Raw genomic sequence first — 24924 nt, forward strand, 5'->3', positions numbered from 1 at the left:
CCTATGCAAAAAGCCTGTCATTTACTACGAATCTTCCTGTCCCAAAAATGCCAGATGAATTCCTTCAGAAATGGTAAAGCTCAGTTCCTTCACCGTTTCATCAATATCAGGGGGTGTGACGTACATAGGACCAAATTCCGGCTCTAAAAGTTCTCTGATCAGATCATACTGCTCATCAGAGCTGATGCTTCCCATAAAATCCCCCATGCCCTTTGTTTCCATGCTCTTTGACAAGGCTCCAATCATGGCGGAAACCGTATCATGGACAATGGCCGCAGCCCCTACCACCGTGGGAACGCCGATAGCCATAACCGGAACTCCCAGACTTTCCCTGGTCAGGCTGTGCCTGTGATTGCCCACCCCGGAGCCTGGGTGAATTCCCGTATCCGTAAGCTGGATAGTAGTTCCCAGACGCCTTACGCTTCTGGCCGCCAAAGCATCAATGGCAATGATCAGATCAGGCTTTGTCTCCCTTATGATCCCCTTTAATATTTCCGCGCTTTCCATACCGGTCTGGGCCATGACGCCGGGTATGATTCCGCTGATTATCGGCATGCTTCTGCCCTTCCAGAAATCATCTCCGTACTGGACCTTTAAATGCCTTGTAACCTGAAGATTTTTAAGAACTCTGGGTCCCAGGGAATCAGGTGTTACGGAGCTGTTTCCAAGGCCTACCACCAATAAATGAAAATCAGGCTTTCTGTAGTTCTTCCCTGACAAAAGCTTCTGGATCTGGCTTGACAGCTCTTCAGAAACCTCCCGGTGATAATCCTCATCTTTTACAGACAGTTCTCCCGCCTCCAGGGTGATGTAGGTTCCAATGGGTTTTCCCATGGCCTTTTCCCCTTTTTTATCCAAAATCTTCACTTCCGTCATCTTTATGGGGCTGTTGGCTCTGTGCCATTCCCTTAAGGACACCCCTGTAATCTCACCGCCGTCTCCCGGAAAGCTTTCCTTTTCCTCCAGCGCAAGGTCTGTGCGCACTTCAAATGTGTTTTCCATTTCTTCCTCCTTTTTCACTTCTTCGGCCATATATGCCTTACAATTACATTTTCTACAAAAAAGCGGGAATTATGTATTGACAGATACGTTAAAATTCGTTAGAATACTAAGGTATGTTTACATTGAACTGTCCGTGTCCAGACTTTAATGGGAAACAAAAAAATGATTATACTTATTATTTGATTGGAGGTGTACAGATTGGCTAACATTAAATCCGCAAAAAAGAGAATCTTAGTTAACGAAACAAAGGCCGCTAGAAACAAAGCGATCAGATCCAAGGTGAAGACATCAATTAAGAAGGTAGAAGCTGCTATTGCTGCCGGTGACAAGGCTGCTGCACAGGCAAGTTTAATCAGCGCTATCACAGAAATCGATAAGGCTACTACAAAGGGCGTATATCATAAGAATACTGCTTCCAGAAAAGTATCCAGAATCACTAAGGCTGTAAACGCTATAGCTTAATTTTATAGAACAGACTTTTTCCCATTCAGAATAACCCACTGAATGGGATTTTTGTTTTTATATGCAAATTTAAAGAGCCTGCCTGTATTCAGGGGCAGACTCTTTCTATCTCCGGCTTCTCCGGTCATTTTTCCTCATTTATAATTATTTCAATTAAAAGCTCTGCCATCTTGGGATCAAACTGGGTCCCGGCACCGCTCTCCAGTTCCAAAACAGCTTCCCCGGCTGTCATAGCCTGACGGTATATGCGGTCATTGGTCATGGCGTCAAAAGCGTCAACCACAGACAGAATGCGGCAGGCAAGGGGAATCGCTCTTTCTTTTAATCCTCTGGGATAACCTTTTCCATCCCAGCGTTCGTGATGGGAAAGAATCAAGTCCGCCACCGTTGCCAGCTCCGGCGTTGCCTGGGCAATGCGGTAGCCGATTTCCGGATGGCGCTTCATCTCCTCCCATTCCTCCGGCGTGAGAGTGCCCGGCTTTTTTAGGATATTAGGGTCAATATTGACCTTTCCGATATCATGCAGAAGGGAAAACAGGGACAATTCATCCATCTCCTTAGAGGAGAGCTGAAGCCTTCTTCCTATGGCATGGCAGTACTTTTCAATCCGTTTTGAGTGTTCTTCCGTTTCATTGCTCTTTTCATAGAGTGTGATCAGCAGAGTGCTGATCAGGGCACTCCGGTAGCTCTTGCCCTCCAAAAGCTTCTGATGGTACATATATTCCTCTGCCTGCTGAAGAGCAGCATGAATGCTTCCCTCCAACCGATCCTTGCAGGCACATCCAAGGGACAGGCTAAGGCTTAAGCTTCCGTTTTCAATGACAATGGGAGTGTGCTTTATTTCCATGGTCATCTCTTCCGCAGTCTGAAGGCTTGTCCGGGGCATTAGGATGACAAACTCATCTCCTCCCCACCTGGCAATGATGGCATCCTGTCCGCAGCATCTTCTCATCAGTCCGGCTGCACTGAGAAGCAGGGCATCCCCCGCCTTGTGTCCGAATACGTCATTGGTAATTTTTAGGCCGTTGACATCGGCCATAACCACTGAAATAGGCAGATGCTCTGCTCTGTCCAGGCAATTCATGGCTTCTTCTATGTAGCGCCGGTTATAAAGACCGGTCAAACAATCATGATAGCTTAAAAATTCGATCTGCCTGTTGTGCTCCTTTTCATCTCCTACATCACGGAACACCATGACAACGCCAAAGGTCTGCCCATCCGCCGTCTTAATAGGAGCAGCGCTGTCCGCAATAGAAATGCACTTTCCCTGGCGGTTAACCAGTTCCGTATGGTTTGCCATACCAATGATCAGTCCTGTTTCCAGAACCCTTTGGATCGGGTTTTCCACCGGTTCGCCGCTTTCTTCATTTTTCAGGATAAACACATCGGCAAAGGGCCTGCCAACCGCCTGATCACTCCCCCAGCCTGTCAGCTTTTCTGCCACACTGTTTAAACTGGTAATCACGCCTCTGCTGTCTGTTGTCACCACTCCATCACCAATAGACTGCAGGGTTATCCTGAGCCGTTCTTTTTCCTGCACCAGATCCTCCCGGAATTTCTCCCGGTCAGTCACATCAAAGAGAATGGCATATATCAGCTTGTTCTCCCCATCCTGAACCACGGAGGCATGAACATCCATATATCTGATCTCTCCGTTTTTAAGGCGGTAGGGGGAAGCAGAAAAGACTGCCTCTCTGTTCAGCTCTTTCCTCAGCCTTTCGTCATGTATTTCAGGAGATAAAACAGTGAACTCATGAATCTTCTGTCCCAGAACAGCTTCTCTCGTATATCCGAAGTACTCCAGCAGGGAAGGATTGGCATCTACAATTTTGTAAGATTCCGCATCAAAAACCACCTTAAGGGCGCTGTGCTGCTCAAACATGGCCTTAAGCCGCTGTGACAGTGCCGCACCATATTCCTGCTCCTTCTGCAGAAGCTTCCGGCCGGAGAGAAACAAAAAGAGTCCCATACTGCCGATTGCCGTAGTCAGCAGAATGGAAAGCGCACTGGTATATACGACACTGGTAAAAATATTTTCCGAATGTGCCAGAGCCTCAGGCCCCCGGGCAAAGGACACCAGAATCCAGCCGCTCTGCTCCAGCCGGGCCGCAGATATGAAATAAGTTTCTCCCTTAACCGCAAGGATGATACTGTCCACCTCAGGGCTCTCTATGATTGTTCTGACACGACCGATTTCCTCTAAAGGCACACCATAGTTTTCCAGTTCCTTAAATAAATCCCCCTTTTCCTCAGGCCGGAAGGTATTGAAAATGAGAGTTCCATCATCAGTGACAAAACAGCTTTGTACATCCTGATAGACTGCGCTTTCAGAAGTCTCCCGCAACAGTCCCTCTATTGAAACACTGCTGTACAATGCGCCGGGAATTCCCCCTTCCTTCAAAGGCATGATCACCGAAAGATAATAGGCGGACGAAGCTTCATCATAATGTATTCTGCACATCAGCTCCCGGCCATTTGCCAGCTTCCAGACTGCCTTCCCTCTCTCGTCCTCTATCAGGGCAGACAGGCCCCCGCCCTCCATCTGCGCCTTAGTCAGATATTCCACCGCATAAACAGGGTTTTCAGCATTTCTCTGCCGAAAAAAATCCTGAGGAGTCTGATCAACCATGTGAAGCGTTTTCTCTGCCACCTGCATGGCCCGTCCCACATCTATAATGGTCTGGCCGATTTCCTCAGCATTATGCTGAATATGGAGATTCAGGCTGCCGGTAATCATACTCCCGAATTCCCTGTCCAGCTTATCCTTTTCCTGGGTGAAAATCAGGGAAAGGGAAACAGCAAAAACAACAGCGCACAAAGCCAGTATTAAAATCTGCCTTCTTTCCCGCCTTGTCACACAAACGCCCCCTTTACATCACCGGCAGCTTCATTTTTATACAGCCGGAATGTTTTTTATCTTATACAATTATATATCTTTCAGCCCTTAATATCAAGCATTCTTATGCATCCTGCACATCTTATGCGACATAAAAATTTAAAAATATACAAATTATATTGTTATTTTTTCAAAACTCCTTTATAATAAAAAAGATTCAATCCCATCGCATTCCGATTCCGGAAGCATCATTTCTAAATTGTTGTAATCTGCCTTATGCAGTTACATAAATCACATCTAAGGAGGTATACATATGGTATACGAAGCATTTCTGGAAACCGTCAAAAATTCCTTAAAGGAAACACTTGGAGCAGAATTTAACCTGTCCCTGCAATCCGTCCAAAAGAACAACGGCTTGCTGTTAGATGGCCTGTGCATTGGAAAGGCCGGGGAAAGGTCAGCTCCCACCATTTATCTAAACCAGTTTTACCAGGAATTCCGCTATGGCAGGCCCCTGGAAGACATTTTAAGCGACATTCTGTCTCTTTACCACGACAGCCTGCTTCCTGTCCCCTCTCTCTTCGAAGATCTGCTGCTGCCGGACCAAGTCAAAAGCAAAGTCATTTTCCGCCTCATCAACAAAACTGCCAATGAAGAATTGTTAAAAACCATTCCCCACATCCCTTATTCCGATCTGGACCTGGCCCTTGTATTCTGCCTGGCACTTCAAAAGACAGAAGACAGCCTTATGACCGCCCTTATCCACAACAGTCACCTAAACACCTGGGGCTTTTCCACCGAAGACTTATTCCTGGCGGCCAAAACAAATACCCCCCGCCTGTTTCCCGCCCGCATCAGAAGCCTTTCCGAGGTTATTACAGACATTGCCAAAGAAACTTTGGAAAAAGAATTAGAAGGTGCCATGGAGGATTTTTTTGATACCCCTCCTATGTCTCCTCCCATGTTCGTGCTGACCAATTCCACCGGGATGAACGGGGCTTCCTCCATCTTTTACGAAGGCATATTAAAAGACTTCGCAAGCGCCAATGACAGTGATTTAATCATCCTGCCCTCCAGCATTCACGAAGTCCTCATAATTCCCTACAATGATACCATTTCTTTAGAAGATCTGGCGGATACTGTCTTTTCCATTAACCAGGAAGAAGTTCCTGAGGAAGACCGCCTCTCCAATCACATCTATTACTATTCTAAAAGCAAAAGCAGCTTAACCATTGCATTCACTTCTTCTGCCCCAATCGGAACAAAGAATCCATAATAAAAATAGCCACGGCTATGGCACCGGATATTTGAAGTGTCTCCACCAGATAACGGCTGGAAAGCTCCGGTTCATTGGCAATCACATAGGAAACACTGCGGTAGATCGAGGCCCCCGGTACGGAGGGCAGAATACCCGCAATTAAAAACACTGTGACCGGAGCTTTAAAAGCCCTTGCAAAAATATGGCTGAAAAGGGCTACCAGCAGGCTGGACAAAAAAGCTGCTGCTATGACCGACCCTGACCAGGACTCCGCCAAAAGATAGGCCAGCCAGCCTGCTGCACCTGCACCTCCCGCCAAAGCCAGATATTTTCTGGGAACCTCCAGAAGCAGAGAAAAGCTGAGCACTGCCAGGAAGGCACCTATTGTCTGTATTACCATGCAAGCCCACCTCCTGCCAGCCATTGAAACAAGCCCATTCCGGCTCCCACTCCGGCGGCAACCGCCAGAGCAACTACCACCGCTTCCATGATTCTGGATATTCCGGAAGCAAAATCACCATTTAAAGTATCCCTGATAGCGGTCGTAAATATCATGCCGGGAACCAGAGGCATGATGGCACCAATGATGACAATATCACTTTTCATTCCAGGCATAAAAAAACGTTCCATCAAAAGGGCAGTGACGGCGATTAAGCAGGCGCAGACCCCATTGACACAAAAATCGTTGAGACGGATCTTGAAGGCCCCCTCCATAGAAGCGGCCAGCACAATTCCCGTTACAGCAGCGGCAGTGCATTCCCTGACTCCTCCTCCCAGAAGAAGGGTAAAAAACAAGGCCACGCCCACTACTCCGATATCCTTTAACCTTCTCCCATACTGAACCGTATGGCTTATCTCTTTCAGCATGCGGTGAGCTTCCTCTACCGTTATCAAGTCCTGGCAAAGCTTTCTGGATACATCATTGACCAGGTACACCTTATTTAAGTTGGTGGACCGCCCGGACACCCTTCTGGCTATTGTAATGGCTTCAATGGAAGAATCGTTGAGAGATGCAAAAATACCTGTGGAAAACACAATGGCCTCCGCCGTATCCCGGCCCGATTTCCTCAGAATATGATCAATGGTACTCTCCACCCGGTAAATTTCCGCACCGCTTATCAACATGATCTCGCCTGCTAAAACTGCGGTTTCCACAAGCAGTTTATCATTCATATTTTGTCTCCTGCTCTTTTCTTAAAAAATCAGACTTCCCGCCTGAAATACCAGCACCGCAGCGCCCCAGGCAACTGCAATCTGGAAAAGCACCATGCCTGCTGTCCATTTAAAAGAGTGGGTTTCTCTTTTAATCGTAGCAACCGCCGCAATACAGGGAGAATACAAAAGGCAGAAGATCATCAGGGAATAGGCGTTTACGGCCCCAAACCCAACACCTGCCAGAATTCCCGAAAGGCTTTCCATTCCTGCCGCAGAGTTGATGTTGCTGATTCCAAACAGCACGGAAAAACTGGAAACCACCACCTCCTTGGCAGACAGGCCGGAGATTAAGGCTACCGCAATCCTCCAGTCCCCAAGACCGGCAGGACGAAGCACCGGAACCAGAACCTGCCCGGTTATGGCGGCAAGGCTTTCCGACACATCCGAAACAAATCCGGAAGGCCCAATATTCAGCACAAACCACAGAACAATGGAGGCCAGAAAGATGGTTGTTCCGGCTTTTCCCAGATAATCCTTTACCTTATCCCACACATAGATGGCTACCGTCCTCCCATTGGGAGTTTTATACTCGGGAAGCTCAATCAAAAGAGCGTCCTCATCCATTCCCCTTCTCATCCGGTGTGTCACATAAGCGATCACAATAGCTGCCGCCAGGCCCACCAGATACAGGGAATAGGCTGCTGCCATGGCATGACCGGGAAAAAACATCTGAGAAAACAGAACGTATATGGGAAGCCTTGCCGAACAGGACATAAAGGGAGTGATAAAAATAGTCCTCTTTCTATCCTTTTCACTTGGAAGAGCCCTGGTGGCCATAACAGCCGGAACCGTACAGCCAAATCCCAGAAGCATAGGCAGAAACGCCTTTCCCGAAAGTCCTACCCTGCCCATAATTTCATTCATCACATAAGCCACCCTGGCCATATATCCGCTGTCCTCCAAAAATGCAAGGGCGAGAAACAGAATAAAAATATTGGGAAGAAAGGTGAGAATCCCTCCCACACCAGCCACAATTCCATCCACCACCAGGGATATAACCCAGGGAGCAGCCTCAATTCCTTCCATCAGGCCCAGCATCAGCCCGGAAAACCCATCGAGAGCTGTTTCAAAATACCCCTTTAAAAAGTCTCCCACAGTAAAGGTCAAAAAGAACACCAAAGCCATAATTCCAAGGAATATGGGCACTCCCCAGAAGGGATGAGTCAGGTATTGGTCGATTTTATCCGTAAATGCGGCCTTCTGCTCCTTGTTCACCAGGCATTCGCTGATAATCCCCTCTATGTAATCGTATTTCTCGTTAATAATTTCCTTCTCATAATTGCGTTCAATGATATTGGTCAGGTTCACCGGATGGTCCTTACAGACCTCTTCGTCATATTCCAGAAGCTTAATGGCATGCCATCTCAAATTGTCCAGATTGCCATAATGGGCCTTCAATACTGTCTCAATCTTGGAAATCTTGTTCTCAATTTTAGGGCTGTAATTCACCACCACGCCCTGAGGCCCTTCCTCGTAGTGATGAATCACCGCATGAAGGAGCACATCAAGTCCGGTCCGCTTTCTGGCAGACACCGGAACCACCGGAATGGAACCCAGCATTTCAGGAAGGCGGTGCAAGTCAATTTCCATTCCCCGCTCTTCCACTATATCCATCATATTAAGGGCCAGTATAACAGGCTTTTTCAGCTCCAGAAGCTGAAGGGTCAGATACAGATTCCGTTCCAGGGAAGAGGCGTCCACCACATTGACGATCACATCCACTTCCCCATCCTCCAGGCACTTTCTGGTCACCTTTTCTTCTATGGTATAACAGGTCAGACTGTAAATCCCCGGAGTATCGATCATCCGAAGGGAACAGCCCTTATAAGAGGCCATTCCCTCAACTCTCTCCACCGTAACGCCGGGCCAGTTAGCCACCTTCAGCTTGGCACCTGTAAATGCATTGAATAAGGTGGTCTTTCCGCAGTTTGGGTTTCCTACAAACCCGACCCGTATCATCTTATTTTCTTCACTCATGGCTGACGGCCTCCCTTATTTCAATTCCCTCTGAAATCCTTCTTCCAAGGGCAAGGCGGGTGCCTCTGACCTTAATAATAACAGTACCCCTGCCTTTTTTATTCATAAGGACAACAGGTGTCATTTCATTGACCCCCAAAGCCTCCAGTCGTCTGGTAACGGCATCCCTCACCATGACACTGTAAACAATATAAGTTTTTCCTATTTCCCCTTCATAAAGCTTCATCAATAATCTCCTTCGGACAGTACTTTTTACTTTCGTCCGCCATGGCTCTGCCACGGACTGCATCCACAGAGATTTTACCCTTATTGAAAATTATTGTCAACGTTATTATCAATCTTCCATATCCCGCAGCAGCTTCTTCACTTCCACCATCCGGTCGCGGAGCCTTGCCGCTTCCTCAAAGTTCAGTTCTGCCGCAGCCTGGTGCATCTTCTTGGTAAGCTCCTTAGCAAGCTTCTCCAGTTCCTTTCCATCCATGGACTCCGGATCTTTCTTAAAGTCCTTCTCCCCTTCTATAGCTGCCTTTGAAATGGCAATCAAGTCTCGGACAGACTTCTTAATGGTGGTAGGCGTAATCCCATGCTCTTCATTGTACTTCTGCTGAATGGCCCTTCTTCTGTTGGTTTCCTCTATAGCCACCCTCATAGAATCCGTCACTTTATCCGCATACATGATCACATGTCCGTCAGAGTTTCTGGCCGCCCGTCCCACGGTCTGGATCAATGAAGTCTCAGAACGGAGGAAGCCTTCCTTATCTGCATCCAGAATGGCCACCAGTGTAATTTCCGGAATATCCAGTCCCTCACGCAGCAGGTTGATTCCCACCAGCACATCAAACACATCCAGACGCATGTCCCGGATGATCTCAGACCGCTCCAGAGTGTCAATGTCGGAATGAAGGTACTTCACCCGGATTCCCACTTCTCTCATGTAATCCGTCAGATCCTCTGCCATCCTCTTGGTCAGGGTTGTGATCAGTATCTTATTTTTATTAGCCACTTCCTTATTTACCTCGGAAACCAGGTCATCAATCTGGCCCTGAACCGGTCTTACGTCGATTTCAGGGTCCAAAAGCCCTGTAGGCCGGATAATCTGCTCGACTCTTAAAAGCTCGTGCTCCGCCTCATAAACAGAAGGTGTGGCGGACACGAACATCATCTGATTGATCTTCGTCTCAAACTCCCCGAAATTTAAGGGGCGGTTGTCAAGGGCAGAAGGAAGGCGGAAACCGAAATTGACCAGAGTGGTCTTTCTGGACCGGTCCCCTGCATACATGCCCCGCACCTGGGGGAGTGTAATATGGGACTCATCCACAATGATCAGAAAATCATCGGGAAAATAGTCGATCAGGGTAAAAGGCGGCTCTCCTTCCTTTCCTCCGGTCAAATGTCTGGAATAGTTTTCAATTCCTGAACAAAAGCCCGTCTCTTTCATCATCTCCACATCGAAGTTGGTCCGCTCGGAAATTCTCTGGGCCTCCAAAAGCTTATCTTCGCTTTTAAAATAAGCCACCTGCTCCTTTAACTCCTCCAGAATGGTCTGGGTGGCTGCCTCCATCTTCTCCTTGGAAACAACATAATGAGAGGCCGGGAAAACAGCCACGTGACCAAGCTCCGCCCGGATCTCACCTGTCAGAGTGTCAATCTCCGTAATCCTGTCCACTTCATCACCGAAAAACTCCACCCGGTACGCCTCGCTGCCGGAATATGCCGGAAAAATCTCCAACACATCTCCCCTGACCCGGAAGGTGCCCCGCTTAAAATCCATATCATTCCGGTCATACTGAATGTCGATCAGTTTATGGATTACCTCATCCCGGTCCTTGATCATGCCCGGCCTTAAGGAAATGACCATTTCCTGATAATCAATAGGGCTTCCCAAACCGTAAATACAGGATACAGAGGCCACAATGATCACATCCCGCCGCTCAGAAAGGGCAGCCGTAGCAGAATGGCGCAGCTTGTCAATCTCATCATTGATGGCAGAGTCTTTTTCAATATAGGTGTCTGTGGAAGGCACATATGCCTCCGGCTGGTAATAATCGTAATAGGACACAAAATATTCCACCGCATTATTGGGGAAGAATTCTTTAAATTCACTGTAAAGCTGGGCCGCCAAGGTTTTATTATGTGCAATAATAAGGGTCGGCTTATTCAGCGCCTTAATGACATTTGCCATGGTAAAGGTCTTACCCGAACCGGTGACTCCAAGCAATGTCTCAAACTGGTTTCCTTCTTTAAAGCCCTTCACCAGCTCCTTGATGGCCTGGGGCTGATCGCCGGTTGGGGCGTATTCCGATACTAATTCAAAATGATCCATGAAAGCTTCCTCCTTTATGAATCCCACACACGTTATCATTCTACCTTTTCCGCCAATTATACCACAGGAGGGCAAAAATGTATAGCTATTCCATGAACATCTGTTCTGTTTTCATCACCCTGCAGGGGGCTCTCTTTTCCCGTCGGGCAAATTCACCTTACCTTTCCCGGCCCTTTTTTACAAAAATATTGTAATTCCCTTCTATTTGTTATATTATACGTTTTATACAATGAAACAGCAGGAGGAATTACTATGTACAGCTTTAACAACGATTACAGTGAAGGCGCTCATCCAAAGATCCTGGAAGCCATGATGAATGCCAACTTAACACAGAATACCGGATACGGAATGGACAGCCACTGCAGCCACGCAAAAAGACTTATCATGGATGAAATCCGCCGGGAGGATGTGGACATCCATTTCCTAGTAGGCGGCACCCAGGCAAATGCCATCACCATAGGAGCTGCCCTCCGTCCCTGGCAGGCAGTTATTTCCACAGACAAGGGACATATTAACGTTCACGAAACAGGTGCCATCGAAGCTGTGGGACACAAGGTTCTGGCTATGCCAAGCCAGGATGGAAAGCTGACTCCTGCCCTTATTCAGAAAGCTCTGGACCATCACACCGACGAACACATGGTTCAGCCTAAGATGGTCTATATATCTAATTCTACAGAGATCGGAACCCAGTATACCAAGGCAGAGCTGGAAGCCATTCACCGCATCTGCCGCCAAAAAGGCTTGTACCTGTTTATGGATGGAGCCCGCATGGCCTCTGCTCTCACAAGCTCTGCCAATGACTTAACCCTGGAGGATATTGCCCGGCTGACAGACGTATTCTACATCGGAGGCACTAAAAGCGGCGCTCTCTTTGGAGAAGCCCTGATCATCAGCCACCCGGATTTAAAGCCTGATTTCCGCTTTATGATCAAGCAAAGGGGAGCTATGATGGCAAAGGGATGGCTTTTAGGAATCCAGTTTGAAGAGCTGTTCCAGAACAATCTCTTCTACGATATGGCCTCTCACTCCAATGAAATGGCTGCTATTCTCAGAAAGGGAATTGAGGCATGCGGCTATTCCTTTTACTCCGATTCTTCAACCAACCAGCTTTTTCCCATATTCCCTGACCGGGTTATTGCAAAGCTGGAGGAAAGCTATCTTTTTTCTGTCCAGGAACGGATCGACGACAGCCATACGGCAATCCGTCTGGTCACTTCCTGGGCTACCAGAGAAGATGCATGCCGCCAGTTTGTCAAGGACTTGGAAGCATGCTGACAACAATTCATTAAAACAGAAAAAGCCCTTTGGCAGCCGGCAAGCCGGCCCAGAGGGCTTTTTTAATCCAAAGGGCTTTTGTAATAAACTTTAGTATACCGGAACCTTCAGCACAATTTTTTTAACCGTACAAGGTTCACCCGCAATAATCTTGGGCATATGGGCCTCCTCCGGAGAGAGCACAATCAACTCCCCTTGAGAAAGAATAATCTGGCTGGCCATATTTGGTCCGTGGTAAATGGTGATATCCCGCTCAGCATTGTAAGGAATCTTTTCCTCCAGTGCATCCCGAGGTGCCAGATCAAAGACCTCACGTCCTGTAACCATGTAATGAATGTCAAAGTAGCGGTCATGGGTCTCATACTTACCCTCATGTGAAGGGATGGTTGTATACTCCTGCACGCTGGCGGTAACCCCTTGCTCCAGCTTAATACTTCCCACCGGAAGGTCGGCAAGGTCAGGTCTGCTGAGAAATGCGTAACTGATTCTGAATTTTTCTGCCAAATAGTCGTAATGCTCGGCCAAAACAAGACTGGAAATTAACATATATATACTCCTTTACTTTTGTCGCAGGGTACTCGTGCGCATAATTAAATATATCCTAATTAGCTTTGCCGCTCCATTTAGGGTGGCTGTAAACCCCTGGATTTGCTACACCGGGCCACTGTTCACCCCGCAGAACAGCCAAACAGCCGTCGGCACACATAGTGGCTGCACGGATCGTAGCCTCTTTTGTCTGAGCAGCGCTGTGGGGAGAAAAAATGAGATGCTTGGCCGCAAACAGAGAATTCCCGAGTTTTGTGGGTTCTTCTATGGGTGTATCGATACCCGCCCCAGCGATAATGTCATTATTAAGCGCCTCAATTAATGCCGCCTCGTCCACAATGCCGCCACGGGCACAGTTTATCAATATGGCCGAGGGTTTCATATGAGCAAGCTGCTCTTTGCCAATGAGGTCTTTTGTGTCAGGCTTTAAAGGCGTGTGGATGGTTACCACGTCCGCCGCTTTCAGCAGATGCTCCAGCGTTGGATAGAGCTGCGCACCATGCTCTGCAGCCTTTTCCTCAGTAATAAAAGGATCGTAGGCAATCAGCTTCATCCCAAAGGCAGCGCACAGCCGTCCAACCCGCTGACCAATATCACCAAATCCCACAATACCTACAGTTTTATCCAACAGCTCAAACTGGCGGCCGCAATTACGGATTTCAAAATTTCCGCACAGCGCTTCGTTATGGCATTCCACCAGATTAGAGGCCAGCCCCAGTATCAGTGCCAAAGTGTGCTCTGCTACCGAATCTGCGTTGCAATGTGGGGCGATAACCACCGGAATACCCCGTGCAGTGGCGGCCGCCACATCCACGCTGTCAAAACCTATCCCAGAGCGCCCCACCACTTTCAGGTTAGGTGCCTGTTCCAGCTCCTGTGCGTTTAGGTGTCCGATGCGGATAACCAGAGCGTCTGCGGTGGCAAGCTCCTCCAGATACTCTGCGGGATTGCCGGAATTGGCAACCCAGATTTCTCCTGATTGGCTAAATTTATCATATCCCTCTTTACAAAGAGGCTGTGTCATGATGGTTTTCATTTTTCTTCCTCCCATATCAATAAATTTCCCTTTTCGTCAAAGGGCAGTTCTTTTGGTTCTTCAACAATTTCGATACCGGGTGTGTTTTGAGCAACCTCCCAATATGCTTTGGAAAGATACAGCTCGCCCATAGTCAATGTGTTGCGTATCAACACAATTCTGGGATTTTCCAGGTCAATGTGGTTGCAAGTTTTGATAGCCCCTTGAATGGCCATCTTGTCGTCCCGCAGCACCATGGCCAGTTTAATGGGCCAAAAGACCGTGGAGGTTAGGGCATTGGGATAGGTCTCCAGAAAATTGAACTTCTCATAAAAGCGTAGGGTGGTGGTATCAGCCTGACCAATTCCCATTCCGTTTCCGTGAGAAGCATCAGTCAAATCCAATACTGCGGTGCGTTGGTGCTTTAACCCGCCGCCGCCATAGGGAGTGGACCAGGTTCCGGTGATATTGGGGTCCATGCCACTGCCGGAAAAGTCCTTTCCGATTTCTTTCACCACCATGACATCAGTTTCATCCACCAAGATACGGGGCATCAGACTTTTGGCGTACTTCAGCAATTCTGGCTCTTCCACCGGGATTTCCTCGTTGTTTAGCACTGCAATTTTGCAGGTTTGGTCGTAGGCATTTTCAATCACCCCAATACCGAAAAGTACCTTAGCATGGGTGCGGACAAAATTTCCAAAGAGGGGAATGCGGGTTTTAAACACGCCAAAGCCGTCTCGGTGAAGGCTGTCCGCACCTTCCTGATTGCCAATACCAATGCAAAGCATTTTGGTTAATCCTGACTCGTAGGTTCCCCGAAAAGCGCTGTGGGGTTTAATACGATTGACCGCCACGATGCCATCTGCCTCAAAAGCTATCTTGTCAATGTAGACCGGGAAACGCTTTCCCTCCTCTTCCACTTCCCCCAGTTTCACAGTCTCCATGGAGGAATAGATGGGGCAGCCGCAAAATTCTTCTGTAATACCATAGCCAGAAAGGACCAGCCGCTGACCCTCGGCAGTAGCCCCTCCGTGGCTGCCCATGGCAGGGACGATAAAAGGCCGGCAGCCCAGGCGTTTTAAGTAGGAGACTGCCTCTCGCAGCACAACATTCATATTGGGGATACCGCGGCTTGACCCTGTAAGACAGATACGCATTCCCGGGTGAAGTAACTTCTCCAGTGCCTTGTTCTCCAGCTGGCGGTGTACCTCGCCAGCTATGTCGGTCAGGCAGGTGTCATCAAAGTGCTGCCGAATTTTAAACATAGGCGGGATGGGAACCTCTTTCAGCAGCCCCTCAATTACACTATAGTCCTTAAAGCTGTGGTTCGGATTTTCCAAAAACAATACCTCCTCTCTTTTCCATCATTTTACTTCAGAAACGGGGGATTGTCTTTTTAAAAATACAGCTTTTATTTGCACTTTTCTCAGATATATGATAAGTTGAATGTGAGGTGATGCTTTTTGGAAAGCAACGTAATCGTTCACCGGGTGGTTCGTGACAAAAAGAAACCCGGTCAGTACATAGAACCCCACATCCATTCTTTTTTTCACTATCTGTTGGGTCTGGCGGGGCACGTCCGTATCCATACTGCCGAGACAGATTTTGTTGTCCCCCCCGGCGGGCTTGCCATGCTGCCACCGGGAACAGAACATTCTATCCACAGTCTGGATTTTTCCTGTAGCCTGAATATAAAATTTACCTGCGAGGGGCCCTTGGCAAAGCCGGCAGCACAATTTCCTCTTTTTGTACCCTGGATCGGAGATTACCGGCAGATGCTTCTAAAAAATCTGCTGGAGGAGGCAGTTCTGCAGCAGGCTGGCAGTGCTGAACTTGCAAGTCTGCGGATGTACGAGCTGCTGCTTCTTTTAAATCGGACAGAGTCTGCCACGCCGCCTTCTCCACCCGTGGATGTAGGGCGAAACAGCAAGCTGAAAAAAGCTCTGGATCTGATTGCAATACAACCGGATTTGTCAGTGACAGAGTTGGCGGCAGCCTGCGGCTACCACGAAAATTACTTTTCTTCTTTTTTTAAAAAAACCATGGGCTGTACACCCCGTCATTATATTAACCTGCAGAAAATTAACAAGGCCAAAGATATGCTGCTCTTTTCAGACTGCAATGTAACGGAAGCTGCGGAGCAGCTGGGTTTTAGCAGCGTACATTATTTTAGCCGGGTGTTTCATCAATTAACCGGCATAACCCCGTCGGAGTATCTTAGCCGTGGCAGCCAGCCTGTTACTGTCAATGTAGTACATAACAGCAATACGCCCACAGGGATATTCGAATTTCCCCTTCGCGATCCGTCTGCCTGACAAATTTACGGCACATAGAAGAGAATAAACAGATCGGTGATACGGAGGCTTATTTCGTATATCCAAACACAGTATGCGATAGAATTAGCAATCAAAACTGCTCTAAATGCAAGAATGGAGCGGGATTCTGATATGAATCCCGCTCCATCTATTGAAAAAATGTCATTTAATTCAACGCTTTTATAGCTTCCTGAAGCTGATTATCTTCCTCAGGCTCAATTTTAATCTTTGTTTTTAATTCCTCATTAAGCTCCACTTCCACATCCGGTTCCAAACCCTTTCCGTGAAGGTCCAGGCCGCTGGGAGTATAGTAATGAGCTACCGTCATTTTAATGGCAGTTCCCTGATCAAGAGGGAATAAGGTCTGAACAATTCCCTTTCCAAAGGTCTTCGTTCCCACCAGCTCTGCCTTGTCATAGGCTTTTAATGCGCCGGAAAAAACTTCCGATGCACTGGCTGACTGTCCGTTGACCAAAACTGCCATGGGCACATCTACCTTATGGCCGTCGGAAGCGTAATACTGCTCCCCTTCTCCGTTCTTATCCGCCATATAAAGCAAGAGAGTTTTATCTTTCTTTGTTTTCACAAGATTGGGGTCTCCTTCAATGACCAAATCATCGGGAAGGATATAATCCACCATGGAAACGACCGCATCCACAACCCCTCCCGGGTTGTTTCTCAAGTCTACGATCATTTTCTCCATACCCTGCTTTTCCAGATCTGCTATAGCCTCTTTAAACTGGCCTGCTGTAACCGTATCAAACTGGCTGACGGAAATGTATCCCACCTTGTTTTCCAGCATCTTATGCTCTACTGTGGGAACCGTAATCTGACGACGCTGCATTTTCATATCCACATATTCCCCCGTCTCCTGACGCAGAACAGTGACTATGACAGTGGTTCCTTCTTCTCCCTTGATATGGTCCTTTACCACCAGCTCCAAATCCATGCCGGTCACTTCCTCATCGCCCACCTTGTAAATGATATCTCCGGGAAGCATTCCCGCTTCCGCACCCGGGGTGCCTTCAAAGACCTTGGTGACCGTAATGACCCCGGTTTCCGCGCTCTGGCTGACCATGACACCAATTCCGCAGTATTCTCCGGAAGTGTCCTCCATCAGTTTATTATATTCTTCTGCATTGTAGTAAACCGTATAGGGATCTTCCAATCCATAAAGCATCCCTTTGTATATCCAGTCCTCTACCTTTGCCTTATCTTCATCAAAAAGGTAATACTTATCGATGACTCCCTGAATGGTCTGGATCTTTTCTGAAATCCGCTTTAAGTCCAGGCTTCCTTCTTGATTTTGTGCGCGTCCGGATTCAGCGGTCTGTCCGCCTCCATCTATGGCTGTTCTTCCAATCAAAAAAATCCCCAAAGACATGCCCACAATAACAAGACCTGCCAAAGTGGTTAAAAGCGCCCCGACTAGGGCACCCTTCCAAAATTTATTTTTATTTTCCACTGTTACTCTCCTATCTGTCTCTTCATGGGCTGACGTATATCACCGGATAGACAGAACCATATATCATTAATATTCCCCATAGCAGCCGTATTATACGTTTTTACGGCTGCTTCCAGATGTCTGATACGGTCTTTTATACCTTCAAATGCTTTCGGATGGTGAAGAAGCTTACAAAAAAGCCGATTCCAAGGCCGAGAGACAAGGCAGTTGCCGCCATATAGGGATAGATGGCTTCCACCGGAAGGAACTGAAAAAGTCCCGATAAAATGCTGAAACGAGTCACAATATACTCAACCGAAGAGCGGTACAGGAAGTAAATGGCAACAAGAGGGATAGAAGCTCCCACCAGGCCGATGATAACGCCTTCTACCACAAAGGGAGCCCGGATCATATAGTTGGTGGCTCCAATCAGCTTCATAATCTGATTCTCATTTTTCCGGAAGGCCGCAGCCACGGAAATGGTGTTGCTGATCAGGAAAATAGCCACTGCCAGCAGGACGCCGATAATCAGCATGGAAAGAATTCCAATTACCTTATTTAGACTGTTCATTCCTTCTGCTGCTGTTTTTGAATAATTGATTTTTCTGACCCCTTCAAGGTTCTGTATCCACTGGACTAATTGATCCTGCTCTACTAAGTCTTTTAAAAATACAGTATAAGAAGATGAATTGGCAAGAGGGTTATCCTCTTCAAACCCTTCCGCAAGCTCCTGCAAGTCGCCGAAGTATTCCTGCTTTGCCTCTTCCCAGGCATCCTCAGCCGAAGTGAACCTCACTTCCTTTACTTCTTCTCTGGCCTTGATTTTGTTGCCGATTTCCGTGATCGTATTTTGATCCAGCCCTTCGTTGAAAAACACTGTGACTCCAACGGTGCTCTCTGTATTTTTAATTACATACTGAACGTTGATTACAATGGAAAAAAACAAACAGAACAAAAAAATGCAGGCAGCAACTGTCGCAATGGAGGCCAGGGAAAACAGAATGTTCCTGCATATATTATTGACACCTTGCTTCAGACAATACCAAAACGTACTAATTCTCATATGTATAACCGCCTTTTTGTTCGTCGCTTACGATGGTTCCCCGGTCCATCACAATGACCCGTTTCTTCATCCTATCCACAATTTCCTGGCTGTGGGTGACTACAATTACTGTTGTTCCCAGCTTATTAATCTCATTTAAGAGCTTCATAATTTCCATGGAGTTTTGGCCATCTAAGTTTCCCGTGGGCTCGTCAGCCAAAAGAATTTCAGGACGGTTGATCAGGGCTCTTGCAATGGCAACTCTCTGCTGCTCTCCGCCGGAAAGCTGCTGAGGGAAAAATTTGTATTTTGAAGAAAGCCCTACCATCTTCAGCATGGCAGGAACTGATTCTTTGATACTCTTTGTGGAGGCGCCGATTACCCTTTGGGCAAAGGCTACGTTTTCATAAACATTCCTGTCCTTTAAAAGACGGAAGTCCTGGAAAATCATTCCAAGCTTCCGGCGGTATTTAGGAATAAATTTTCTTGGCATCTTGCCGAGATTCATATCATTTACTACGATTTTTCCGGAAGTGGGCTCTACTTCTTTTAACAGCATTTTTAAGAGCGTGGACTTGCCTGAACCGCTTCGGCCGATGATAAATACGAATTCACCGTCCTGAATGGTCATGCTGATGTTGCGCAGGGCTTTGTTTCCGGCTTCATATGTTTTGCTTACATTCCAAAATTCAATCATGTCTTTCCTCTGGTGGGGGTGTAAAACGGGCTTTTGTGTTTGTTTTAGGGGTAAAAGATGAGCTTGATGGGGCGGGCGGTTAGTCCGCAGTGGAACCTCGATTCCGCTTCGCTCCATCTCGGTTTACGGGCTTCGCCCTATGAAAAAAGTCAGCCATACAGCCGCTTTTGTGCAAGCACAACGCGGCTGTATTACTGCCTTTTTTCGCACTGCTCATTGCTACGCTAACGTTAATAGTCCTGGTTCTCCATATATTTCATGTACTTTACTACCATAAGGGCAATCTTAAAGGTAATGGCATCCTCAAATACACGCAGATCCAATCCTGTACTCTTCTGAAGCTTGTCCAGACGGTATACAAGAGTATTTCTGTGGATATAAAGCTGTCTGGAGGTCTCGGATACGTTTAAGCTGTTTTCGAAAAACTTGTTGATCGTGGTCAGAGTCTCCTCATCGAAATCATCCGGTGATTTTCCATCGAAAATTTCCTTGATGAACATACGGCATAAGGGCAATGGAAGCTGATAGATCAGACGTCCAATTCCCAGCTTGCTGTAAGCAACCACATTTTTTCCGGTGTAGAAGATCTTTCCTACATCCATAGCCATCTTGGCTTCCTTATAAGATCTGGAAACCTCTTTGATTTCACTGACAATGGTTCCAAAAGCCACATGAACCTGAGTCATGGCTTCTGTATTGAGCATGTCTAAAATAGTATTGGCTGTCTTCTCCAGATCGTCGTAGGTTTCTCCCTCTCTCACTTCCTTTACCAGGATGATATTCTTCTCATCCACGGCAGTGACAAAGTCTTTGGTTTTGGCAGCAAATAAGTTGCGTACTGTCTCCAGCGCATTGACATCCTTTTCATGCTGGGTTTCAATGATGAATACCACTCTTTTGACATTGGTTTCAATATGAAGTTTCTTGGCCCTGTTGTAGATATCCACCAAAAGCAGATTGTCCAGCAGCAGGTTCTTAATGAAGTTATCCTTGTCAAATCTCTCTTTATATGCAACTAACAGGCTCTGTATCTGGAAAGCGGCCAGTTTGCCTACCATATAAACATCATCGCTTCCTCCTTTGGCAAGAAGGATGTATTCCAACTGGTGTTCATCGAACACCTTAAAAAACTGGTATCCCTGGATCACCTGGCTGTCAGCCGGAGAATCCACAAACGCCAGGATTGAACTTTCGTAATCTTCTGCATCAGAAAACGTGGTTGCCAAAACCTTCCCTTCTGTATCACAAATGCAAAGATCAATTCTTGTAATTCCTTTCAATCCTTCAATAGTAGTCTGAAGTATCTGATTCGAAATCATGGCATATTCTCCTTTATCGTAAATTTACCTTGGCATGATTTTCCGTAATTCTCAAAAACAAGATGGATTAGCACAGAAAACCAGCCGTTCGATGAGCCAATGGGCGAATCGAACTTCTTTGTATAATATATTAAAGCAAAAATTAAAAAAAAGCAAGCGGGTATCATACCCGCCTGCTTAAATTTTCATAAAATTTAGTTTAAAACCACCTGCTCTGTGTCTTTATCAAACACATGAACCTTGCTTAAGTCAAGAGCCAGCTTAATGGTATCGCCTGGTCTTGCAGTTGTACGGGGATTTACTCTAGCTGTAAAGTTTGTATCCTCTACATCAAAGTATAAGTAAACCTCTGCACCCAAAAGCTCGTAAACTCTGATGGTAGCGCTGATCACGCTTGCAGGAGAAGACTCGAGGAAAGCTTCTTCATCATGTAAATCTTCCGGACGGATTCCTAAAACAACAGTCTTTCCAACATATCCGGCGCCTTCTAATTTTTTAGCTTTTTCTTCCGGAAGAGCAATGGTGTTTCCTCCGAAGGTCAAAGTAACGTCATTTCCGCTCTTAGCAACAGTAGCATCAATCAAGTTCATCTGAGGAGCTCCGATAAATCCTGCAACGAACTTGTTGCCTGGCTTATCATATAAGTTCTGAGGAGAATCTACCTGCTGAATAACACCGTCTTTCATAACTACGATTCTGGTACCAAGGGTCATAGCCTCTGTCTGGTCATGAGTTACATAGACAATGGTTGCCTGAAGTCTCTGATGCAGCTTGGAGATCTCAATACGCATCTGTCCTCTCAGCTTGGCATCTAAGTTGGATAAAGGCTCATCCATTAAGAACACCTTGGGATCACGCACGATAGCACGTCCCATGGCAACTCGCTGTCTCTGTCCGCCTGACAAAGCCTTTGGCTTACGGTCTAATAAATGCTCTAAGTCAAGGATTCTTGCTGCCTCGTGAACCAGCTTGTCAATCTCATCCTTTGGGGTCTTTCTAAGCTTCAGACCAAATGCCATGTTGTCAAATACTGTCATATGTGGATACAAAGCATAGTTCTGGAATACCATTGCAATATCTCTGTCCTTTGGTTCTACATCGTTTACTAACTTTCCATCAATATAAAGTTCACCGGAAGAGATATCCTCCAGGCCTGCGATCATACGAAGAGTAGTTGATTTACCGCATCCGGATGGTCCTACGAAGATAACGAACTCTTTATCAGCAATATCCAGATTGAAATCCTTAACTGCTTCAAATCCGTTGGGGTATTTCTTGACGATGTTTTTCAGTGATAAACTAGCCATCTTTACTAATCCTCCTAAAAATTAAGTGTGTGTTCTTCCATCGGTACCGCCGGCAAATCTGCCGGGGTGTCCTGTTTCTGAAATTATCATACATGAATTATTTTTCTTTTACCATATTGCTAATTACCAAAATCCTTTTGGGCCTTTTGGCTAATTTGTATAACCAATTTAAAAAATGACTGAAACGCCAAAATATCAGGAGAAGGGCTCAGATATTTCTGTCTATATTCGATAGGACAGTGATATTTCCTCACTTTTTTGGTCATAAACCACAAGGCAGCCCGGAAATCTTCCGCGCTGCCTTGTATATTTTCATGCTATTTTATATTTTCCTTGCTAAAACGTTCAGCCACTTAACGTCAGAATGACCAGAACGAACATCCTCTGTCTCCCAAAGCTTTACGATTTCAAAACGTCCGCTGTCCTTTAAAATTTCTGAGATGGAATCCGCTGTAAAATCACTGAAATACCGCTTTCCCCGAAATCCCTCAAAATCTCCCAGCTTATAAGACATGTAAAGAATTCCCTTGTCATTTAAGGCCCTTGCTATCTTTTTAAGAATGTCAGACAGTTCCTTCTTCGGAGTGTGAAGCAGTGAAGCACAGGCCCAGATTCCATCAAAGACTTTGTCAAAATCCATCTCTTCGAACGTCATCTGAAGCACATCCAGGCCGGTATGGATTTCCGCCAGCTTGCACATCTCTTCCGATGCATCAAGGGGTGTCACATCATATCCCTGATCATAAAAGGACAAACTGTCCCTTCCAGAGCCGCAGCCTAAATCCAGAATGGTGTCCCCTTCCTCCAGAAGGTCCAGAAATTCCTTCATGATGGCCGACATATCCTGATTCACTGTTTCTTCAAATTCCTTTGCCGCATACTTATTATAATAGTCTATCGAGTCCAAAACAATCCTCCTGTTATCCGCTTACCCGCTATTTGATCTTTTCGATTTTATTTTCTGTTATTTTAATTTTTCCTTCTTTTAAAAGGTGTCCCACAGCCCGCTTAAATGCGTTCTTGCTCATGGCAAATTCCCGTTTGATGATCTCCGGGTCCGCCTTGTCTGTAAAGGGCAGGATGCCGTCAAACTGGTTTTCCATCACATCTAAGACCTGGGCTGAATCCGCATCCATCTGAATGTAGGCCTTCTGCCTGGGACTTAAATCCAGCTTTCCGTCCTCCCTCACCTTGGTGACCCTGGCCGTGATCTCATCGCCTTCCCGGTAATTTTCAAACACCTCTTTTTTCGGAATCAATCCGTAATATTTATTATCCACCGCCACAAAGGCTCCCAGGGTATCGTTAATTTCATAAATGATTCCGCTCACCTGGTCATCCTTTTTATAAGGCGTCTGGTCACTTAAATAGGAATAGATTTTCATGGTTGCCGCCAGGCGCTGGCTCTTATCCACGTAAAGAGCGACCAATACCTTTTCTCCGGTACGCACCTTATGGGTCTGCTCCTTAAAGGGGAGGAGAAGATCTTTTTCCAGTCCCATATCCAGGAATGCACCGATTTTGCCCACATCCTTTACGTTCAGCACAGCGATTTCCCCTACCTGAAGCAGAGGGGCTGCTGAGGTGGCAATCAGCCGGTCCTCGGAATCCCTGTAAATGAACACAGTGACTTCATCTCCTGGCTTTGCACCCTCCGGCACCTGCTTCTTCGGCAAAAGCACAGACGCCTCACTGCCGGCCTCCTCGCCCACATACACGCCGAACTCCTTGACCCTCTGCACAAGCAGGGTCTGCATCTTTCCTAATTCTATCATCTTACATCCTCTCTGCTGTTCCCCCCAGCCAAACGACTGCATAAGCCTTTTCCTGATCATCACACAAGGAAACTATGTATCCTTCCTCTGTACGGCTTACGCGGGGATAAACAATATCGCCAAAAACTGCTGCCTTCTTATATTCAACCCTCAGTTCAGCCACATCCATTTCGCTGGGAAGCACCTCTCTGGCTATTTCCACATATTTGGAGTTGTTGACATGATGGTTGGTATCAATATGGTGGTTTCCAATGATAACCGGCTCTGCCTCCTGGTAATCCTTTGGCACTTCAATCTTACGGGGAGCATAATTCATATCCAGCCGTTCCTCGCTTCCGGCTCCGTATCCACGGATATCTTCAGGACGAACCTTAATGGGGCGCCCCTTTTCCGTATCAAACAAAAACCACACCGAATCAGCCTTGATTAAATATTCCCCGGTCCGGCTCTGTATGGTAAAGTTCCGGTAGCCGTAAAAACCTTTAAAATCGTAGGGCCAGGTGCCGATTACAATTTCTTCTCCGTAAACTGGATAGCGGTTCACCGATATCTGCCAGGAAGAAAGCCACCAAGCCTCATTGCGATTCTTTAAATAAGATATTCCCAGTCCCACATCCTCAGACTGGAAGGTAGAACAATCCTGAAGGTAATTCATGACACCTGTTAAGGTCAGTTTTCCATACTCATCTATTTCACTGTACCGGACCCTGCTGTCAAACGTATACATGCCTCACCTCTCATCAAAATTAAATAACATTATAAAACATTTTCCTGTTCTTGTCCAGACAAACCGGAGAAATCCCCTTAAAACCAAGGTGATACATTTTTTTCCGCACAAAAAACGGAACCCATAAAGGTTCCGCTTTCAACCTGGGCTACAAGGATTCGAACCTTGAGATGACGGAGTCAGAGTCCGTTGCCTTACCGTTTGGCGATAGCCCATCACTACAACGAGATTAATTATATATGACGCTTAAAAAATTGTCAAGCACTTTTTCCAGTGCCTGGAAATGAAAAAAGTTTCCGTTTTCCTTCCCGGAAAACCAAAACTTTTGCAACTGGGCTACAAGGATTCGAACCTTGAGATGACGGAGTCAGAGTCCGTTGCCTTAC

General features: G+C 46.6%; 22 protein-coding genes and 1 tRNA gene. 4 read left to right on the forward strand and 19 right to left on the reverse strand.

Annotation, left to right across the window (positions count from 1 at the left end):
- Nucleotides 1–24 precede the first annotated feature (24 nt).
- Nucleotides 25–1002, reverse strand: a complete 978-nt coding sequence (gene gpr, locus V7M78_RS13160; RefSeq protein ID WP_333650248.1) for a GPR endopeptidase — start codon at nucleotides 1000–1002, stop codon at nucleotides 25–27.
- A gap of 198 nt (nucleotides 1003–1200) precedes the next feature.
- On the opposite strand from gpr, the gene rpsT reads away from it, so the two are divergent.
- Nucleotides 1201–1464, forward strand: a complete 264-nt coding sequence (gene rpsT / locus V7M78_RS13165) for a 30S ribosomal protein S20 (protein WP_333650249.1) — start codon at nucleotides 1201–1203, stop codon at nucleotides 1462–1464.
- 124 nt (nucleotides 1465–1588) lie between these two features.
- Here rpsT and V7M78_RS13170 read toward each other — a convergent pair whose 3' ends face one another.
- Nucleotides 1589–4321, reverse strand: a complete 2733-nt coding sequence (locus tag V7M78_RS13170) for an HD domain-containing phosphohydrolase (protein ID WP_333650251.1) — start codon at nucleotides 4319–4321, stop codon at nucleotides 1589–1591.
- 292 nt (nucleotides 4322–4613) lie between these two features.
- On the opposite strand from V7M78_RS13170, the gene V7M78_RS13175 reads away from it, so the two are divergent.
- Complete coding sequence (locus tag V7M78_RS13175) at nucleotides 4614–5576, forward strand: DUF5688 family protein (protein WP_333650253.1); 963 nt, start codon at nucleotides 4614–4616, stop codon at nucleotides 5574–5576.
- Here the strand turns inward: V7M78_RS13175 and V7M78_RS13180 are convergent.
- The 5 genes from V7M78_RS13180 to uvrB all read right to left on the reverse strand — a co-directional run bounded on the left by V7M78_RS13180 (nucleotide 5539) and on the right by uvrB (nucleotide 11073).
- Complete coding sequence (locus V7M78_RS13180) at nucleotides 5539–5958, reverse strand: threonine/serine exporter family protein (protein WP_333650255.1); 420 nt, start codon at nucleotides 5956–5958, stop codon at nucleotides 5539–5541. The two genes, V7M78_RS13175 and V7M78_RS13180, sit on opposite strands and share 38 nt — an antisense overlap.
- Nucleotides 5952–6731, reverse strand: coding sequence for a threonine/serine ThrE exporter family protein (locus V7M78_RS13185; protein WP_333650257.1), 780 nt, complete (start codon nucleotides 6729–6731; stop codon nucleotides 5952–5954). The genes V7M78_RS13180 and V7M78_RS13185 overlap by 7 nt, the downstream gene beginning before the upstream one ends.
- A 21-nt stretch (nucleotides 6732–6752) precedes the next feature.
- Entirely contained in the window at nucleotides 6753–8750 is a 1998-nt protein-coding gene (feoB, locus tag V7M78_RS13190; RefSeq protein ID WP_333650259.1) for a ferrous iron transport protein B, read from the reverse strand.
- Entirely contained in the window at nucleotides 8743–8976 is a 234-nt protein-coding gene (locus V7M78_RS13195) for a FeoA family protein (protein ID WP_333650261.1), read from the reverse strand. Before V7M78_RS13195 ends, feoB begins: the two co-directional genes overlap by 8 nt.
- Nucleotides 8977–9084: 108 nt before the next feature.
- Complete coding sequence (uvrB, locus tag V7M78_RS13200; RefSeq protein WP_333650263.1) at nucleotides 9085–11073, reverse strand: excinuclease ABC subunit UvrB; 1989 nt, start codon at nucleotides 11071–11073, stop codon at nucleotides 9085–9087.
- Nucleotides 11074–11325: 252 nt separating this feature from the next.
- Between uvrB and V7M78_RS13205 the strand changes: the two genes are divergently transcribed.
- The gene (locus tag V7M78_RS13205; protein ID WP_333650265.1) at nucleotides 11326–12348 is read left to right on the forward strand and encodes a threonine aldolase family protein; all 1023 of its coding nucleotides are present in this window, start codon (nucleotides 11326–11328) and stop codon (nucleotides 12346–12348) included.
- 90 nt (nucleotides 12349–12438) lie between these two features.
- On the opposite strand, the gene V7M78_RS13210 is transcribed toward V7M78_RS13205, so the two are convergent.
- The 3 genes from V7M78_RS13210 to V7M78_RS13220 are packed head-to-tail and all read right to left on the reverse strand — an operon-like array spanning nucleotide 12439 to nucleotide 15252.
- Complete coding sequence (locus tag V7M78_RS13210; protein WP_333650267.1) at nucleotides 12439–12894, reverse strand: YhcH/YjgK/YiaL family protein; 456 nt, start codon at nucleotides 12892–12894, stop codon at nucleotides 12439–12441.
- 55 nt (nucleotides 12895–12949) lie between these two features.
- Nucleotides 12950–13930 (reverse strand): hydroxyacid dehydrogenase, encoded by a 981-nt coding sequence (locus tag V7M78_RS13215; RefSeq protein ID WP_333650269.1) that lies wholly within the window; start codon nucleotides 13928–13930, stop codon nucleotides 12950–12952.
- On the reverse strand, nucleotides 13927–15252 hold the full coding sequence (locus tag V7M78_RS13220; protein ID WP_333650271.1) for a lactate racemase domain-containing protein: 1326 nt from the start codon (nucleotides 15250–15252) through the stop codon (nucleotides 13927–13929). Before V7M78_RS13220 ends, V7M78_RS13215 begins: the two co-directional genes overlap by 4 nt.
- A gap of 123 nt (nucleotides 15253–15375) precedes the next feature.
- Here V7M78_RS13220 and V7M78_RS13225 point away from each other — a divergent pair, with 123 nt between their 5' ends.
- A complete protein-coding gene (locus V7M78_RS13225; protein WP_333650273.1) occupies nucleotides 15376–16227 on the forward strand; it encodes a helix-turn-helix transcriptional regulator in 852 nt (283 codons plus the stop codon).
- A 166-nt stretch (nucleotides 16228–16393) separates the two neighbouring features.
- Here the strand turns inward: V7M78_RS13225 and V7M78_RS13230 are convergent, their stop codons facing one another.
- The 9 genes from V7M78_RS13230 to V7M78_RS13270 all read right to left on the reverse strand — a co-directional run bounded on the left by V7M78_RS13230 (nucleotide 16394) and on the right by V7M78_RS13270 (nucleotide 24753).
- On the reverse strand, nucleotides 16394–17692 hold the full coding sequence (locus tag V7M78_RS13230) for a S41 family peptidase (RefSeq protein ID WP_333650275.1): 1299 nt from the start codon (nucleotides 17690–17692) through the stop codon (nucleotides 16394–16396).
- 133 nt (nucleotides 17693–17825) lie between these two features.
- Nucleotides 17826–18734, reverse strand: a complete 909-nt coding sequence (gene ftsX, locus V7M78_RS13235) for a permease-like cell division protein FtsX (RefSeq protein WP_333650277.1) — start codon at nucleotides 18732–18734, stop codon at nucleotides 17826–17828.
- Nucleotides 18724–19410, reverse strand: coding sequence for a cell division ATP-binding protein FtsE (ftsE, locus tag V7M78_RS13240; protein WP_333650279.1), 687 nt, complete (start codon nucleotides 19408–19410; stop codon nucleotides 18724–18726). The genes ftsX and ftsE overlap by 11 nt, the downstream gene beginning before the upstream one ends.
- 230 nt (nucleotides 19411–19640) lie before the next feature.
- Nucleotides 19641–20729, reverse strand: a complete 1089-nt coding sequence (locus V7M78_RS13245; RefSeq protein ID WP_333650281.1) for a PucR family transcriptional regulator — start codon at nucleotides 20727–20729, stop codon at nucleotides 19641–19643.
- Nucleotides 20730–20923: 194 nt separating this feature from the next.
- A complete protein-coding gene (locus V7M78_RS13250) occupies nucleotides 20924–22036 on the reverse strand; it encodes an ABC transporter ATP-binding protein (RefSeq protein ID WP_333650283.1) in 1113 nt (370 codons plus the stop codon).
- Between the two features lie 322 nt (nucleotides 22037–22358).
- Nucleotides 22359–22943 (reverse strand): class I SAM-dependent methyltransferase, encoded by a 585-nt coding sequence (locus V7M78_RS13255; RefSeq protein WP_333650285.1) that lies wholly within the window; start codon nucleotides 22941–22943, stop codon nucleotides 22359–22361.
- A 28-nt stretch (nucleotides 22944–22971) separates the two neighbouring features.
- The gene (locus V7M78_RS13260; protein WP_333650287.1) at nucleotides 22972–23811 is read right to left on the reverse strand and encodes a CvfB family protein; all 840 of its coding nucleotides are present in this window, start codon (nucleotides 23809–23811) and stop codon (nucleotides 22972–22974) included.
- 1 nt (nucleotide 23812) lies between these two features.
- Nucleotides 23813–24538: an acyl-[acyl-carrier-protein] thioesterase gene (locus tag V7M78_RS13265; protein WP_333650289.1), complete on the reverse strand. Its 726-nt coding sequence runs from the start codon at nucleotides 24536–24538 to the stop codon at nucleotides 23813–23815.
- A gap of 143 nt (nucleotides 24539–24681) precedes the next feature.
- Nucleotides 24682–24753 (reverse strand) — tRNA-Gln (locus tag V7M78_RS13270).
- Nucleotides 24754–24924: the final 171 nt, after the last annotated feature.

Source organism: Lacrimispora sp., assembly GCF_036758025.1.
Classification (GTDB): Bacteria; Bacillota; Clostridia; order Lachnospirales; family Lachnospiraceae; genus Lacrimispora.

Coding starts and splice junctions, on each gene's coding strand:
- gpr (WP_333650248.1), bottom strand. CDS start 1,002: ATGGAAAACACATTTGAAGTGCGCACAGACCTTGCGCTGGAGGAAAAG.
- V7M78_RS13175 (WP_333650253.1), top strand. CDS start 4,614: ATGGTATACGAAGCATTTCTGGAAACCGTCAAAAATTCCTTAAAGGAA.
- V7M78_RS13180 (WP_333650255.1), bottom strand. CDS start 5,958: ATGGTAATACAGACAATAGGTGCCTTCCTGGCAGTGCTCAGCTTTTCT.
- V7M78_RS13185 (WP_333650257.1), bottom strand. CDS start 6,731: ATGAATGATAAACTGCTTGTGGAAACCGCAGTTTTAGCAGGCGAGATC.
- feoB (WP_333650259.1), bottom strand. CDS start 8,750: ATGAGTGAAGAAAATAAGATGATACGGGTCGGGTTTGTAGGAAACCCA.
- V7M78_RS13195 (WP_333650261.1), bottom strand. CDS start 8,976: ATGAAGCTTTATGAAGGGGAAATAGGAAAAACTTATATTGTTTACAGT.
- uvrB (WP_333650263.1), bottom strand. CDS start 11,073: ATGGATCATTTTGAATTAGTATCGGAATACGCCCCAACCGGCGATCAG.
- V7M78_RS13205 (WP_333650265.1), top strand. CDS start 11,326: ATGTACAGCTTTAACAACGATTACAGTGAAGGCGCTCATCCAAAGATC.
- V7M78_RS13210 (WP_333650267.1), bottom strand. CDS start 12,894: ATGTTAATTTCCAGTCTTGTTTTGGCCGAGCATTACGACTATTTGGCA.
- V7M78_RS13215 (WP_333650269.1), bottom strand. CDS start 13,930: ATGAAAACCATCATGACACAGCCTCTTTGTAAAGAGGGATATGATAAA.
- ftsX (WP_333650277.1), bottom strand. CDS start 18,734: ATGAGAATTAGTACGTTTTGGTATTGTCTGAAGCAAGGTGTCAATAAT.
- ftsE (WP_333650279.1), bottom strand. CDS start 19,410: ATGATTGAATTTTGGAATGTAAGCAAAACATATGAAGCCGGAAACAAA.
- V7M78_RS13245 (WP_333650281.1), bottom strand. CDS start 20,729: ATGATTTCGAATCAGATACTTCAGACTACTATTGAAGGATTGAAAGGA.
- V7M78_RS13250 (WP_333650283.1), bottom strand. CDS start 22,036: ATGGCTAGTTTATCACTGAAAAACATCGTCAAGAAATACCCCAACGGA.
- V7M78_RS13260 (WP_333650287.1), bottom strand. CDS start 23,811: ATGATAGAATTAGGAAAGATGCAGACCCTGCTTGTGCAGAGGGTCAAG.
- V7M78_RS13265 (WP_333650289.1), bottom strand. CDS start 24,538: ATGTATACGTTTGACAGCAGGGTCCGGTACAGTGAAATAGATGAGTAT.